Consider the following 16,129-nt stretch of genomic DNA (forward strand, 5'->3'; position numbering starts at 1 on the left):
TAGCAATATAAAGGCTGTTTTCGTTGTTTTCTAATTAAAAAGAATTGGCGCAAAATAGTGTCAGTTCTTTTTTTGTATTTGAAGCTAAGAAAACCTTTATGGATTACTTTCCGTTATTCCTAGACGCCAGAAAACTCAATGTTCTAATTGTTGGGGCTGGTGAAGTTGCTGCCCGTAAGCTAGAGCTTATTATGAAGACACCTGCGACCATCACTGTAGTGGCGCCTTGGGTTTGCGATACGGTGAAGCAATTGGTGCAAAATGAGAAAGTGACACTTATTGAACGCGAGTTTGAAAATAGTGATCTCACCCATAAAGATATGGTCTTCATTGCCACCGATAAAGGCGATGTTAATCAACATATTCACGACTTAGCGCGCGCTAACAAAGTGTTGGTGAACGTGGTGGACAATACGCCGCTTTGCCAATTCATCACCCCCTCTATTGTTGACCGCTCTCCTATCGTTATTGCTATGAGTAGTGGTGGTGTAGCTCCTGTTTTGCTTCGATATTTACGTCAAAAGTTAGAGACTGTACTGCCTGCTAACTTAAGTCGACTTGGCGCATTTTCTGAAAAATTCCGCGAAAAAGTAAAACAAACGCTTAATGGCGTTACCGCTCGTCGATACTTTTGGGAAGACGTGCTCGATGGTGACATTGCTGAAATGGTTGAAAAGGGCCAAGACAGCAAAGCCGATGATGCATTCGAATTAGCACTGCAAGCCGCGGCTCAGGACAAAAAAGTAGAAGGGCAAGTGTATTTGGTAGGAGCAGGTCCTGGCGACCCCGATCTTCTTACCTTTCGCGCCTTGCGCTTAATGCAAAAGGCCGACGTGGTAGTCTATGATCGCTTAGTATCGCCGCAAATTCTTGAGCTTGTACGCCGTGACGCTGAGAAAATCTACGTGGGTAAGGCCAAAAGCAATCACACGCTTCCTCAAGACGACATTAACCAACTAATGGTTGATGAAGCTAAAAAAGGCAATCGTGTGGTGCGTTTAAAAGGCGGCGACCCATTCATATTTGGTCGTGGTGGAGAAGAAATTCAAACCCTCATTAAGCACGGTATTGAGTTTCAGGTTGTGCCGGGCATTACCGCAGCAAGCGGGGCATCTAGCTATGCGGGTATTCCACTTACTCATCGCGATCACGCCCAGTCTGTGGTGTTTGCAACAGGTCACCTTAAAAACGGTACTATCGATCTCAACTGGCCAGCCCTTGCACAGAAGAATCAAACCGCTGTGTTTTATATGGGTTTGACAGGCTTGCCGATTATCTGCGAAAAGCTCATTGAACACGGTCTTGATGCCAATACGCCTATCGCTTTAGTTCAATCGGCGACTACCGAAAAGCAGGCGGTACTAACAGGCACGCTAAGCAATATTGTGGCTAAGCAAGAAGAGGCGCAATTACAGCCTCCTACACTTATTATCGTCGGTTCAGTTGTTAGTTTACGTGACGAACTAAACTGGTACCAATAATCCCTTCCTACCCCTTTGTGTAAATAAAGGGGCTCTGTACCAGCTTTCCGCTTAAGAACAGCGGCAGGCCTACGCAAAACATGTACAAAGTATTCAGCAACAACTCAGTGGTTTACCCACTAATCGACAGTTTTTGAATCAAGTAGCACAATCCCAAGGTCTCTCAATGCACTATTGACGCCTTCTGCCCTCTGCCCTCTGCCCTCTGCCCTCTGCCCTCTGCCCTCTGCCCTCTGCCCTCTGCCAGGGTAATGGGCTGGCACGACCCAAGGCAAAGGCTTCAAAATAGCCTTTGCCTTGTTTTTTTCATTTTCACGCGCATACTCACAAAATGAGTGATCAATTATTGAGTTAACCCAACGATAACAATGAAGCTTCACACTAACTCGAAAAAAAAGAACATTTGGCGCTTTATTAGCGAGGTAACGAGATACCTCGGTCTCGCTACGATCCTAGTGGTTTTCCATGTTCAGCATGCGCTCTCTGAACAACTCGAGTTCAAAAGAAAGAAGACTGATACCGGCATTCAGTTCTATTACGAATGGATTGACGGTGCGAAGCAGCAACATAACCTCAGGTTTGAAATTCCCTTTGAGTCAATTGAAGACTTGCCGCTCAGGCAAACTAATTACAAGCCCAAAATAGCACAGCGACACGTGACTGTTGCGTTGACCAAAGCAGCAAAGACTATCGACCCCAAGGACGCAAAAGTAACAATCAAGCCCATGAGAGAAGCCATTAATATTAAAGTGTCGGGGACTGACGAAGAGAAAATAGAAGACGTTCAAGCGCATTTGCGTGACGTACAGCAAAACGCTTACGATAGCTACTTGCATGAACATTACTTTACGCGCTTTACGACCATATTTAACCAAAGTGCCATAAAGCCAGATCACCTGCGTTACATCTCTGAGTCAGTAAAACCTTTGGTGTCCGTTTCTCAAGCGTTTTACGAGAAAGTCGCGTCTGAGTCAGATTCTAGAGCCTATTTTTCTTTAATTCTCAGTTGGCTGCAAAGCATCCCTTACGACACGTTAGAAGATAGAGTCGTGAGTAATGGCTCTGGGTATGCGCCGCCCATAAGTGTGCTTATGCAGAACCTAGGGGACTGTGACAGTAAAGCAGTGTTAGCGTCTTCAATGGTAAGAGCTTTTTTACCCACTACAAAGATGATTGTACTTTACCTGCCCAACCACGCCTTGCTTGGAATTGCATTAACCCCCATGGCAGATGACCGAACCATAGAGCACGATGGCGACGTTTACGTGCTCTATGATCCTACGGGTCCGGCACTCATTCCTTTCGGGCAAGTATCCGAAGATACAGAGCGCAACATTGTGACCGGGCGCTACCAAGTAGAAGTAGTAGAGTAAGTTTCATCTACATTTGCCTGTTATTCCCTGAATAGAACATCACTTCATTGCCAATCACACTGTTGGTAGATTTATCGATAATAACAAAGCTAACAGATTGCATGGTATTAGCCATTGGCGACAATGCTTCAACTGAAAACGGCACATTTCGCTTTTCGCCTGGTGCTACGTTTATAGTCGGTACGTTAATAAGCTGCATATCTGATGGCGTTTCTATAGCAATTTCATAGGTTTTGGCCACGCGGGATTTATTTAAAACGGTTAACGTATAAGTGTTTTCAATGTGTCCCGCGTTGTTCTCTCTGTAGAGCGCGTTGCGGTCACGGCTAATTGAAGCTTCGAAGTCCTGCCTGTCGATAGCCCACTCGCCCATTGCGAGCAGTATGGCAATGATTGCGGCGCCGTAAAGATAGTTAGTGAATTTACGCCCAGAGTTTCTGCCGGCTCGCGAAAAATTGATAAGTTTGAGTGGATAGCCAAATTTGGCCATGACCTTGTCGCATGCGTCAATACACAGGCCACAGTTAATGCACTCGTACTGAATTCCTTCACGAATATCTATGCCTGCCGGGCAGACTTGAACGCATAATTTACAGTCGACACAGTCTCCCAGGTCTTTGTGCTGTGAAAAACGCTTTCTTGGTCCGCGACTTTCTCCTCTCGCTTCGTTGTAAGTGACCAATGACGTACTGTTATCAAACATCGCAGCTTGAAAGCGAGAATAGGGGCACATATGCGTGCACATTTTCTCTCGAAGCCAACCTGCATTGGCATAAGTGCAAACGGCAAAGAACATTGTCCAGCCTGAAATTAACGCTGGCGCAGAGAAAGTAAAAAACTCCGTATATAGACGAGATGCCGGATAGAAGTAAGACATAAAAACCAGCGCAGTAACAAGGCTTAATGCCAACCATGCACTGTGTTTTGCCCCCTTTACGACTACTTTTGTTAGTGAGCTAGGCTGCTTATCTAAAGCCTTGCTTTGATTGTGCGTACCTTCAATACGGCGCTCTACCCAATTGAAAGCGAGAGTCCATACGGTTTGAGGGCATGTAAAGCCACACCATACTCGCCCGTAATGACGGGTGACTAAAAACAAAACAAAAGCCGCAAGAATAAACAGAAAGGCAAAAATCATGAGGTCTTGTGGATACAACACCCATGCAAAAAGCGTGAGGGTTTGACGCCCCACGTCAAACAAAATCGCCTGCTGTCCTTGGTATTGAATAAAGGGGAGCGCAACAAACAGCGTCACTAATACTACATTCAAGTATCGACGTATTTTTTGAAAGTGCCCGGTTTCCTCACGGATATAGATTTTTTTGCTTTCTACGGGTGTACAAGCAATGATGTCTTCTTGCCGAATTTTAACTGCCGTCATTAGCTTTCTCCGAAAATTTTGCGCTAATGGTAGGGATTTAAGGCCGTTAAAATAGAAACAGATTAGGGCTTTCTTTATAGATCAGTTGCAATAGTTTTTAAGGCGTAAATATTTAAGGCGTAGGCTTTGAAGTCGCAGATTTTTAAGGTGAATGTTTTTCTTGTTTTCAAACCTGCGCCCTATACAGAATGTGCAAAAACTACGGTTTGCGTTACGCAGAGTGATAACACGTTATTTATGAAAGACTTTTTATAAATAACGAAAGCTTAAGCAGTTGATTGCGCTTCGCTTCATTCAGAGCAAACGATGCATTTAAACGAAAACAATGGTTAAACTCATTGGTTAAGCTAAACAGTTTTCCTGGCGCAATGGTGATGTGTAAACGCAACGCTTCTTTATAAATAGCCATTGCATCAACATGCCCCCGGCATTCCACCCACAAAAAATAGCCGCCGCTATGTGTATGAATAGTCGCAACGTCTGATAGAAGGTCGGTAAGCAGCGCCGTTATCGTCTTCTTACGAGCGATGAGTTTTTTTCGCAGCTGCTTTAAATGAGACTCGTAATTTTTTGTGGATAAATAGTCTACAAGCGCAAGCTGTATCGGCGCACTGGTTGCCAATGTACTCATAAGCTGCTGTTTTTGTATTTCAAGGGCACGCTTACCTGCGGCGACCCACCCTATTCTGTACCCTGCCACTAAAGACTTGGAGAACGATGAACACAACATACTATCTCCCTCTTTCATAAAATGCTTAATTGGCAGAGGTGGACGCTTATCAGCATAAAGCTCGGCATACACATCATCTTCAATAAGGGCAACATTATACTTATCGAGTAACGCGGCCACCTGCTGTTTTTGACCGTCACTCAATGAGTATCCAACAGGATTTTGAAAGTTGCTCATAAGCCAGCAGGCTTTCACATTATGATTTTTAAATGCGCGCTCAAGTGCAGCTACGTCCAGGCCAGTGTTGGGTGATACCGTTACAGTAATCGCTTTTAGACCTAAACGTTGAAGCGCCTGCAGCGTTCCATAAAACACCGGCGACTCGACAACCACCCAGTCTCCTGGTGTGGTGTATGCCTGCAAACTCAAGTTCAGCGCCTCTAGCGCACCAGCGGTAATAATGATTTCATCAGGCGATATATTCAGGCCTTTGGCGGCGTAGCGCTTAGCGATGATTTTTCTAAGGTCCAGGTTACCTGGAGGCAAATTATCCATGGCGCTGGTCAAGGAAATTTGCTGGGCGGCAGCTGCAATAGACTTATTTAAATGTTGCCTTGGATAAAGGCTTGGGTCGGGGTAAGCAAATCCTAAACTGAACATGTGGGGGTCGCGAGAGGCCTGCAGCACTTCATATACAAAGTCGTTAATGCTGACGGCTTCTGTGGCCTGTACACGTTCTTTTGAGGCATTGCTCGCTTTAGCTGTTACCAGAAAGCCCGAACGTTCTTGGGAGCTGACTATGCCTTGGCTTTCTAACATCTGATAGGCGTGCAGCACTGTCATTAGGCTGAAGCCTGTTTGTGCTGCCTGTTTGCGAAGCGATGGGAGCTTTTCATTTTCTACCCACACGCCGCGCTCAATCTGCTCTTTAAGTTGGTGAGCTAAAACTTCGTATTTAGCCACGTTATACTCCGATAGTTCCCACCAGCGGAGTATAACAGTGAGGACAGTATTCTGTTATAAAAACAATACTACCAATTTACGCGTTATCTTAGGTTAAAGATTCTCTTCAGCAAAACTCGCAAGACGACTTCTTACCACGCCGTCTAGGTTAATGGTGGCACTGCCCGAAAAGTCTTTAAACTTCTCAACCAAGTAAGTAAGCCCCGAGGTCACTGCGCTCAGATAGTTACTGTCTATCTGCGCCAAGTTACCGCCCACTATCAGCTTCGTTCCTTCACCACAACGTGTGATGATCGTTTTAAGCTGTGACGCGGTTAAGTTCTGCGACTCATCCAAAATCACAATCGCATTTTGAATACTTCGGCCTCGCATAAAGTTTACCGACTTATACTGAATGTTGGCTTTTTCCATGATGTAATTCATAGAACCTTTGGTATTTTCGTCGTGCTTGTGGAGTACTTCCAAAGAATCGGTAATTGCTGCCAACCAAGGCAACATTTTTTCTTCTTCCGTTCCCGGCAAGAAGCCAATGGACTCAGCAATTTCCGGCGTGCTTCGCGTGACAATGATTTTGTCATACATGTTACGCTCTACCACCATTTCAAGGGCTGCCGCTAACGCAAGGAGCGTTTTACCACTACCGGCAGGGCCTGTGAGAATAACCATATCAATGTGTGGATCTAGCAGCGCATGAAGCGCCATGGCCTGCCCTATATTTTTGGGTGTGATGCCCCAGGCATGACGACCCATCAAGCGTTCATAACCTAAATCCAACACCTCTAAATGATCGTCGGTGATCTCTTCTACTAAACCTGCAAACTGTTTAGTTTCGTCGAGCAAAAACTCGTTTACATACGCTTCTGGCAACATAGACTTGGGGATAGTGTGAATAGTGTCGCGCCCTTCGCTGCGGCTATCCACGCTTTTTACGCTGTCCCAAAAATTACCTTCAAAGGTATGAAACCCGCGAGATAAATATTTGATGTCAGTAATTAGCTGGTCGGTGCGGTAGTCTTCAACATGAGCGAGGCCTGCCCCTTTCGCTTTAAGGCGCATGTTTAAGTCTTTGGTAACCAACACCACTTTTTGCGGCGCGAACGTCTTTTGCAAGTGCAGCGCTACGTTAATAATGCGGTTGTCATTCTCGTTGCTGGTAAACACTTGCTGAGCCTCAACCATGTTGAGGTCGGCGAATATAGATAGACTCCCTGTAGGTGCCGTTTGACCCGCGCCCAACCCTTCCATCGATACACCCGCTAGCATATCTTCTGGCGTTGCGTCGTGGAGTAAATCCTCCATTGCCCGAATGGATACCCGTGCATCACGCGCCACGTCTTTTTTGCTGTCTTTGATGTAGTCGAGCTCTTCCAATACGGTCATTGGAATAACAACGTCATGTTCTTTAAAGGAGAGAAAAGCGTGAGGTTCGTGCAGCAGAATATTGGTATCGAGGACGTAAATCTTAGTATCGGTAGAATTTTTTCTTGGCATCCTTCACTCCGGTAAATAAAGCCAGGTTAGACGTATTGTTCATTTATGAACGCACGCGCTAACAAGCTACAGTTACGGTTGTAGGAGAATGCCGCTCGAAACAGGACTTCTTCCCCTACTCGCGTCGACTGAGAAGCAGTACTACTCTTCCTGCCTCAAAGGTTCGTTTGTTAAATTAGCGAACCCTTAATTCCACCATAATCCAGTTTTTGAGATTTAGCACTGTTTTTTCTTTTTTATTTTTCGTTAGAGCAAGTGATAAGCGAAGAACCGTCCATTCACGTTATATGAGATAGCACAGCGCTCCCATTCTGCATTAACAAGAAACTGGCATACTTGGTTCGTAACAAATGCTCACACTTTAACTACAGTTAGCGCAGCTTTAGTTGCGTTTTTAATACCCAAATAGGCTAAGGTGTATTTGTTGAAGCGGTGAATTAAACACGGGTGCTAACCCAATGCCACAACACCTCAATAAAGTGGATGCGTTTAAATTAATAACACTCAGGGAAAGATCAGCTATGAATTGGCTTAACATCACAAAAATAAAAACGGCCATAAGCATGACGTTAGCGCTACTGGCGTGCTTTAACGTTGAAATTGCATGGGCAAATAGCCAAGCGCTCAATGATTCTTCCCCTTCTAACATTCTAATCAAGGTTGAGAAAAGCACGGCTGATACGTCTGAAAAATGGGTAGTCACTTACACATTAACTACGCCAGCCAAAACGCTGGCTTTTGTTAGAAACCCAGATACATCAAGAACAACACGTTGGTTCGCGCAAGACAACGACATAGAAATCGTCTTTGATAACGTCAAACACCAAGAACTTGTACGTTCGAAGTCAGGCAGGCCCCTCTCTACCGTGTCATTTTTACTGACGCCCACCTATAAACTCTTGGGTAAAGATTACGCACCATTTTCTCCTTTTTCTGATGGTGGAAATGCCTTTCACTCTGGGCGACTGTTTGCTTGTGCTAATACCTGTACTGAAGAAGATCATAAATGGCACCTGACACTCAATGTTCCCAGTGATGAACACATATTGATGAATGGCAAAGTAATGAAAAGCAGCGTGTCGTGGACAGATAACAATGATGGAAGAGTCGTGTATGTGGGTAAGCAACAGCCAATTATTACCGATGATGTGGTTGCCTTAATTGATCCCGGGCTTCCTGAAAGCATTAAAGCTTCGCTAGAAGAAGATATACCCAACATGATGGCGTTTTTCTCCCATTCTCTTAATCCGCTTAAGGGCGAAAAGCCCATGTTATTTGCCTCTTACGCAAACGTAGACGATCACTCTACACAAGGCGGCACACTACCTAACCAGATATTTATGCATTGGAACAGACAAGACTTAAATGAGCAGGCCGATAACAGCAGCTTTGTTAGCCAAACACTTTGGTTCTTTGCTCACGAAGTCGCCCATTTATATCAGCCCGGCAGTACCGAAGGTGTATCAGAAAACGAGGAGCAGTCTTGGCTGCACGAGGGCAACGCCGACTACTTTGCGGCCATCGCCATGAACTTCCTCTACGAAGACGCCAATAGCTATGTTGGAAGCCGAATGACCCGCGCTTTCGAGAGCTGTACTGAAGGGCTGGCGCAGACTACGCTAGCTCGTGCTTATAAAAACGGGCACTTCAATCTTTATTATTCATGCGGGATGATAATGCACCGCGCCATCGATAGCGTGGTGCAACAAAAAACGTTAGGTGAGGAGTCGCTGTTCACCGTATGGAAGCGACTTCAAAAAGCAGTGAATAGTGGCATGCCATCTGGCACAGCGACGTTCCTAACCTTGTTAGAGCCCTACAATGCACCTGAACTTATCAAAGCCATCAACAATGCAACGAGCGATGATGCTTTCAAAGCCATTCAAGGAATTGAAACTTTGTACCAGTTACCTGAGTAGGCTACTTAATGAAGTAGCCTATTGCTTTATATTCGCCATCAACTTCCACCATAGAAAGGGTCTCTACTTTCATTGTGATCTGGGAATCAAAGTCAGTGGTGAACGACAAAATTAGGTAGTTTCCTTTAGGCAATCCAGGCAGTGAAGTTGGCGCTTGTGCTAACGCGATTTCCCTCGACTTGGCTGCCCCCAATGGCTCCCTGACTAGCTGCATCGCCTCGGTCCATTTAGCTATTGAAATACCGCTTCTAAAAATAGCCCCACTCTCTTTCCAGCTTTGTTCATATTCACCGCTGTCGATAAGTTCCAGCCAACTTGTTGCATCTTCAAGGACTTCGCTACTGACATTAACTGGCTTGCCAGCTTCAATTACTTGGTTGCTACCATTGTTCGCATTGACCGTTTGCGCATAATAAATAGCAGCAAACAAACTGATGGCGAGCGCTAGCGTGATCCAAAGAACATGTTGGGGATTCAACGACGTTGGCCGGTCACCCTGCAGCTTAATTGAATGATGAGCTGCGGCATTCTCGCCCGCAGTAGAAGTTTGCGAGGTTGGCTGCCCTTGAGCATGACTTGTAGTGGCGTGGGTTTCCCCCATTAAAAGCGCATCGGGCGTCGTTTCGAAAACTGAAGCAAGTGCGCCTATTGAATCGTGTGATGCAGATTGTGTTTTCTCAATTCGCTGAATAGTACGCAAACTCAACCCAGAAACATCTGCCAGATGCTGCTGACTCCATGCCCTAGCATTGCGAAGTTGTATAAGCTTTTGACTGTCTACTTTCATATCCATCTCGCGCTTCCTCCTGTTAGCTGCGATTCACATACGTTAAAAACGTAACGCGGTTAACAGTAAGAAATATCCATGGTCAGTGATACGACAGTTTTACGCCAACCCTGTGACAAAGCAAGCCTGATGGGCACGTTAACGTTCTTATTCTTTTGCTACCAGCATTCTCGTTGTGAAGCAAAGAAGACCTACTAGTGCTAATCGTCTTGTTAACGCAGGGCATAGGTACTCAATCCCCCCACCTGCAACCGCAAATCAAATGAGCTAGTATTAATGACTTATCACAACGCAATGCGTACAATACCGCCCCCCGAAAAATAGGTTGGTGATTTATGAGTTCAGATAGTCAATTTTCAGTTGGTCAGCGTTGGTTAAGCAACACAGAAATAGAGCTGGGGTTAGGTGTCGTTATTGGTAGCGACTTCCGTTCTGTCGAAGTGTTGTATCCAGCAACAGGCGAAGCGCGAAAGTATACTAAGCAAGATGCGCCGCTTACGCGACTAATTTTTGAAATTGGCGAAACGGTCAAAAGCCAAGACGGCTGGGAAATGACCATTACTGAAAAAGAAGAAAGCCAAGATCTTTTCATCTATCACGGGCTTCGCGAAGACACCAAAGCGCAAGCGCGATTACCTGAAACCATGCTAGACAGCCACATTCGCTTGAACCAACCTGAAAAGCGCCTGTTCAGTCAGCAATTAGACAACCCTAAATGGTTCGATTTGCGCGAGCGTGCTTTAGATCATCAATACGATTACTTACGTTCAAACACCATTGGTCTTGCAGGTGCGCGCATATCGCTTATTCCGCACCAACTCCACATTGCGTCAGAGGTAGGCGGCAGACACGCACCGCGCGTATTACTTGCCGATGAAGTAGGACTTGGTAAAACCATTGAAGCCGCATTGATTATTCACCAGCAGCTTAAAACAGGCCGTGCAGAGCGCGTGCTTATTTTGGTTCCAGACTCGCTCATGCACCAATGGTTAGTTGAAATGCTTCGCCGCGTTAACCTTCCTTTTGCCATTTACGATGAAAGTCGCTGCGAAGCCATAGAAAAGAGCGAAGGCTTAGAAGATGACGAAACGTCTGACGCGAGCGCTGTGAATCCATTTGAAAACGACCAGCTGGTACTTTGCAGTATCGACTTCCTAAGCAAAAGCGAAAAACGCCAGCAGCAAATTCAAGCTGCAGGATGGGATTTAATGGTTGTCGATGAAGCCCATCACCTTGCGTGGTCAAGTGAGGCTCCCTCAGCCGAATACCTGTGTGTAGAAGCATTAGCCAACCAAACGCCTGGTGTATTACTGCTTACCGCAACGCCTGATCAACTTGGTCACGAAAGTCACTTTGCCCGCTTGCGCCTGCTCGACCCGGCTCGCTTCCATAGCTACGATGCATTCTTAGATGAAGAATCGAAATACAGCCAACTGGCCGATGCGGTAGCGCCATTACTTTCAGACGCCGAGCCTAACGACAAACAACGCAGCAAACTCGCAGAATTCGCGCCTGACGCAATGGAACATGCGGGTGATTTAAGCTCGCCGGAAAATCGCCATGCGCTGCTGCACCAACTTATCGATTGTCACGGCACAGGCCGTATGCTGTTTAGAAACCGCCGCGCCAATATCGAAGGCTTTCCGATGCGTAAATTAAGCGCTTACGAACTGGCTTTGCCTGAGGTTTATTCAGATGCAGTGAGCGGCGGCGACTTAACCTATTCACTGTATCCTGAACGTATGGCAAGCGTGGTTAACAGCTGGACCAAGCAAGACCCGCGCGTTGAATGGCTGCTTGATTTCATGCAAAGCGTTAAGCCAGAAAAGATTCTGCTTATTTGCGCAAGCGCCCGTACAGCGCAAGAGTTAGGTGAGGTTATTCGCACGCAAACCGGTATTCGCCACAGTGTATTCCACGAAGGCATGAGCATTGTGGAGCGCGACAAAGCGGCTCATTATTTTGCCGATGAGGAAGACGGCGCACAAATTCTACTGTGTAGTGAAATTGGTAGCGAAGGCCGTAACTTCCAGTTCGCTCACCATTTGGTGCTGTTCGATTTGCCTATTACGCCAGATCTGCTTGAACAACGTATTGGTCGTCTTGACCGTATTGGCCAAACCCAAACCGTACAAATTCACGTGCCGTATTTAGCGAAAACCGCGCAGCACGTATTACTAGATTGGTATCACGAAGGGCTGAATGCCTTCGAAAAGACCTGCCCCACGGGCTCTGGTGTATTCGACGACGTTAAGCCTCTGCTTATTGGTGCGTGCTTACACCCTGACGATATGAGCGCGCGTGACGAGCTAGTGAACATGAGTGTTACGCTTAATAGCCAGCTCGTAGCGCAGCTTGAAGCCGGTCGCGATCGTCTTCTTGAGCTTAATGCCTCGGGTGAAGGCCGCGTAGAACAACTGCTTGAAGACATTATCACCCTTGATAGCGAACAAGATTTGTCGCGCTTTATGGGTCGCGTATTCGATGCTATTGGTGTTCAGCAGGACGAAAAAGGCAATGACTGCTTTATTCTTATGCCAACCGAATCGATGGTGAGCCAGCTTCCAGGTCTTGACCCAGAAGGCATGACAGTCACTTACAAGCGCCGTGTTGCCACCACGCTAGAAAACGTGCAGTTTTTAAGTTGGGATCATCCACTTGTGCATACCGCCATGGACGTAGTACTCACCGACGTACACGGAAAGAGCAGCATGGGCTTCATTGCCGAGCCGTCATTGCCAAAAGGCGCTTATTGGGTTGAGGCGTTGTTTGTGCTGCAAGCGCAAGCGCCTAAAGCGCTTCAGTTGGGTCGCTTCTTACCTCAAACGCCCGTGCGCGTGTGTTTAGATGCGCAAGGAAACCCGTCTGAATTGAGCTTCGACGTTAAGCGTAAAATTGGACGTAAGATCTCGGCTCAGCTTCTAAAAGCCTTGCAACAACCGCTTGAGCTTGCCATTGAAAAGGCGCGTAAGCTTGCCCATCAGCAAGCCAACCAAAAGCAACACGACGCACTTAACAGCATGCACAGCACGCTTAACGAAGAAATACAGCGCTTACGCGATCTTCAAAAACGTAACCCTGCAGTACGTGACAGCGAAATAGAGTTTATTGAAACGCAAATGAGCGCCCTTGATAAAGTAATTCAGGATGCAGATGTTCAGCTGGACGCCATTCGTATTGTGGTAAATAACCCGTAGCCTCGAAAGGTTAAACATTCAAAATCGACTGTGAAGTAACGAGTACATAATGTAATGGCGAACCCAAGTTTTGTTTATAACCCACCGATGACACCTTATCTTGATATTTTGTATCAAGATGAGGACATGGTGGTTGCGCATAAACCTAGCGGGCTATTGAGTGTTCCGGGCAAAGCATTAGCGCACCGCGACTCGCTGATTAGCCGGGTGAACCGTGTGTACCCCACCGCCACAGTAGTGCATCGCTTAGACATGGCGACTTCGGGTATTTTGGTGCTGGCGCTTAATAAAGATAGCCATCGCCATATCTCGAAACAGTTTGAATTACGTCAAACTAAAAAGCGCTACTTCGCCCGGGTTCATGGACATGTAGAACAAGACAGCGGAGAGGTTAACCTTCCCCTTATTTGCGATTGGCCAAACAGGCCAAAGCAAATGGTAGACTTCGAGCGCGGTAAAAAAGCCGTAACGCACTTTGACGTCGTTGAGCGCACACTGGATGAAAAAGAGCGACCCCATTCTCTCGTTGCCCTTTATCCCATTACCGGTCGATCTCACCAACTGCGAGTACATATGCTTGCTTTGGGTCACCCTATTTTAGGAGATAGACTCTATGCCCACGAAGAAGCGTTATCCATGGCGTCTCGTTTACAGCTTCATGCTGAAAGCTTGAGTTTTTTGCACCCGACACTTGGGCACTGGCTGCACTTTAATGTCGCCATCCCTTTTAGTCCGTTTTGCCCAAAGCCGCTCTCAGAAAGTATTGAGTAGCGTTCTAACGCTACTCAACTTTATCAATAGACTCCATTTTAGTTTTAACGCACCCTGCCGATAACCTTCGTATACGCTTGATGTACGAATTAATTTGATGCTGTCAAAGCTGAATAGATCCAGATTAAGGTAAAGGCAAACCACATTTTATGAAAAGGCACGCTCTCCTTTTAACATTTGCTGTTATTGTTTCGCTATTGCCTATGACAGCTCACTGTGACTTTTTCACAGATGTTAGTCACGCCTATCTGCCTGGAGAAGTGAAACCTTTGATGATTGGAGAAGTTGAATCCCCAATTATTGAAATTGAAGCGCAAACACCATTACCTTTGGGTGTGGCTATCATACTCACCGAGCCTTTTCCCTCTAGCCTTACGCTCGCGCAGGGAAATAGCCTTGCCAACATGCTTGCAGAAAAAGGCTGGAATGTAGTGATAAGTCCGTTTAATTTGCCGGTCAATGTCACTTCCCAGCAGAACCTACCTGCTGAATCTACAAACACCGACATATCAGACTCTGAAACTACGTCTATGTCAGCCCAAAATATCCACCCCAGAAGTAATCAACTTACGCAGTATCTCAATTTCGAATCAGCAACTTCAGCACTGAGTTTACAACTCAATGCATTGAATAATTATTTACAAGACAATTCAGGCTACCGTATGGTCATTGCACAAGGCATGCTGGCCACAACTTACTTGTCCGTCGTAGAGCAACAGCCTCAACTTCATCCAGACACTTTCGTAGCCATTTCACCTTTTTGGCCAGAAGAATCAACGAATACATTAGTTATAGATAATATAGCGCAGTCCAGCTTTCCAATATTGGATCTGTCACTAAGTGGATTTAACGATTGGGCGAACAGTACCACGCAAAAACGAAAGATTAGCGCAAAAAACGCACTAAAAATGCACTATCGGCAAATAATTATCCCCAGCAATTTATTAGCCTTTAGTATAAAGGAGTTTCAGAAACCCCCTCATATTCAGATAGTTGCAAATAGTACTATTGGTTGGACTCGCCACCTAGGCTGGTAATTCGATAATTTACCGATTACGCTAAATTAGTATCCAAAACAATTACCTAAATTTAATGGTGTAAATAGCAAGCCTCTGTCCTAAGCAGTAAGATTGTTATGAACTATAATACTTTTAGCAAACATAAACGGTTGAGTTACTTGTGAGTGTTCAAGATTTCGTAGATAACAAAGCAAAGCAGCTGTGTTTCTATTTGAGAGCATTTTGGCAAGGAGAGCTTCCTATCGAGGAGATCGAGCTATTCTTTTGGGATAGTATGGAAGAATGGGGGCAAATTGATTACACCTTAACGCAGCCCTACACACAAAAAGAACGAGTTTTTTGGCATTTACTTCACCAAGTGCATTATTGGAATGAAGATAAGCTAATTAACGACCAGTTTCTTGTAGATGAACTAAATAACTGCGTGAATTTCCTTGAAGGTTTGGGTCATTGCCCACTCGACTGCGTAGGCATTCGTCCATAGTAAAACTTTCACTTCAACGCGTTATTGCTTCTCACTGTGGTTCATGGCTCAATATGCTTTTGTATTCTTGCCTAAGGCCGCAGTTTTGCTCAACGCTTTAAAAACGTTTAACGACAAACGATACCTCAGTATATTTCTTTTCGGCATTTCCAGTGGCTTCCCTTGGATCATGATTGGTTCAGTGCTATCTGCTTGGCTCAAAGATGAAGGTTTGTCTCGCTCGGCCATCGGCTTATTCGGCATTATTTTCGCGACATACTCTTTTAATTTCCTCTGGTCTCCGCTTGTCGACAAAATCAAGCCCCCACTATTAGGTCAACGACGAGGTTGGATTTTCGCTATGCAAGGCTGTGTAGTTTTGCTGTGTTTAGTGATGTCTCAACTCACTGCAGACCAAGATTTGTTTTATGTTGCATTAGTCGGTTTGCTTATTGCTATTGCCTCAGCCACGCAAGATATCGCCATCGATGGTTTTCGCATTGACTGTATTGCCCAAGACGACAAAGACGGCATGTCAGCTGCGTCTTCAGTAGCCACCGCTGGCTGGTGGACAGGTTATGGCGGGCTTGGTGCTATCCCGTTCTTCTTGGCTG

Annotated in this window: 11 protein-coding genes and 1 pseudogene; 8 read left to right on the forward strand and 4 right to left on the reverse strand. The window is 45.8% G+C overall.

Translation table 11 applies throughout. The features are described 5' to 3' along the window. Positions 1–98: 98 nt before the first annotated feature. Positions 99–1,481: a siroheme synthase CysG gene (gene cysG / locus BIZ39_RS14090; RefSeq protein ID WP_187447281.1), complete on the forward strand. Its 1,383-nt coding sequence runs from the start codon at positions 99–101 to the stop codon at positions 1,479–1,481. A 368-nt stretch (positions 1,482–1,849) separates the two neighbouring features. Next, the gene (locus tag BIZ39_RS14095; RefSeq protein WP_262385772.1) at positions 1,850–2,854 is read left to right on the forward strand and encodes a hypothetical protein; all 1,005 of its coding nucleotides are present in this window, start codon (positions 1,850–1,852) and stop codon (positions 2,852–2,854) included. Positions 2,855–2,861: 7 nt separating this feature from the next. On the opposite strand, the gene ccoG is transcribed toward BIZ39_RS14095, so the two are convergent. The 3 genes from ccoG to BIZ39_RS14110 all read right to left on the reverse strand — a co-directional run bounded on the left by ccoG (position 2,862) and on the right by BIZ39_RS14110 (position 7,359). After that, positions 2,862–4,235 (reverse strand): cytochrome c oxidase accessory protein CcoG, encoded by a 1,374-nt coding sequence (ccoG, locus tag BIZ39_RS14100; protein ID WP_187447282.1) that lies wholly within the window; start codon positions 4,233–4,235, stop codon positions 2,862–2,864. 235 nt (positions 4,236–4,470) lie between these two features. Then, positions 4,471–5,868 (reverse strand): PLP-dependent aminotransferase family protein, encoded by a 1,398-nt coding sequence (locus tag BIZ39_RS14105; protein WP_187447283.1) that lies wholly within the window; start codon positions 5,866–5,868, stop codon positions 4,471–4,473. Between the two features lie 93 nt (positions 5,869–5,961). Beyond that, positions 5,962–7,359 carry a PhoH family protein gene (locus BIZ39_RS14110; RefSeq protein ID WP_014978266.1) on the reverse strand — a complete coding sequence of 466 codons (1,398 nt, stop codon included), beginning with the start codon at positions 7,357–7,359 and terminating at the stop codon, positions 5,962–5,964. A gap of 521 nt (positions 7,360–7,880) precedes the next feature. Here BIZ39_RS14110 and BIZ39_RS14115 point away from each other — a divergent pair. Next, a complete protein-coding gene (locus BIZ39_RS14115; RefSeq protein WP_187447284.1) occupies positions 7,881–9,278 on the forward strand; it encodes a hypothetical protein in 1,398 nt (465 codons plus the stop codon). A 1-nt stretch (position 9,279) separates the two neighbouring features. Here the strand turns inward: BIZ39_RS14115 and BIZ39_RS14120 are convergent, their stop codons facing one another. Continuing rightward, positions 9,280–10,071 (reverse strand): DUF4019 domain-containing protein, encoded by a 792-nt coding sequence (locus BIZ39_RS14120; protein WP_187447285.1) that lies wholly within the window; start codon positions 10,069–10,071, stop codon positions 9,280–9,282. A gap of 329 nt (positions 10,072–10,400) precedes the next feature. On the opposite strand from BIZ39_RS14120, the gene rapA reads away from it, so the two are divergent. The 5 genes and pseudogenes from rapA to BIZ39_RS14145 all read left to right on the forward strand — a co-directional run. Then, on the forward strand, positions 10,401–13,262 hold the full coding sequence (gene rapA, locus BIZ39_RS14125) for an RNA polymerase-associated protein RapA (RefSeq protein WP_187447286.1): 2,862 nt from the start codon (positions 10,401–10,403) through the stop codon (positions 13,260–13,262). A gap of 54 nt (positions 13,263–13,316) precedes the next feature. Further along, a complete protein-coding gene (gene rluA, locus BIZ39_RS14130) occupies positions 13,317–14,033 on the forward strand; it encodes a bifunctional tRNA pseudouridine(32) synthase/23S rRNA pseudouridine(746) synthase RluA (protein ID WP_187447287.1) in 717 nt (238 codons plus the stop codon). A 149-nt stretch (positions 14,034–14,182) separates the two neighbouring features. Further along, positions 14,183–15,070 (forward strand): DUF3530 family protein, encoded by an 888-nt coding sequence (locus BIZ39_RS14135; protein WP_187447288.1) that lies wholly within the window; start codon positions 14,183–14,185, stop codon positions 15,068–15,070. A 142-nt stretch (positions 15,071–15,212) separates the two neighbouring features. Then, positions 15,213–15,536 (forward strand): hypothetical protein, encoded by a 324-nt coding sequence (locus tag BIZ39_RS14140; RefSeq protein WP_014948188.1) that lies wholly within the window; start codon positions 15,213–15,215, stop codon positions 15,534–15,536. Positions 15,537–15,579: 43 nt separating this feature from the next. Further along, positions 15,580–16,129, forward strand: a pseudogene (locus BIZ39_RS14145) (MFS transporter); the annotation flags it as partial.

It is taken from the genome of Alteromonas sp. BZK5 (assembly GCF_014349115.1).
GTDB lineage: Bacteria > Pseudomonadota > Gammaproteobacteria > Enterobacterales > Alteromonadaceae > Alteromonas > Alteromonas macleodii.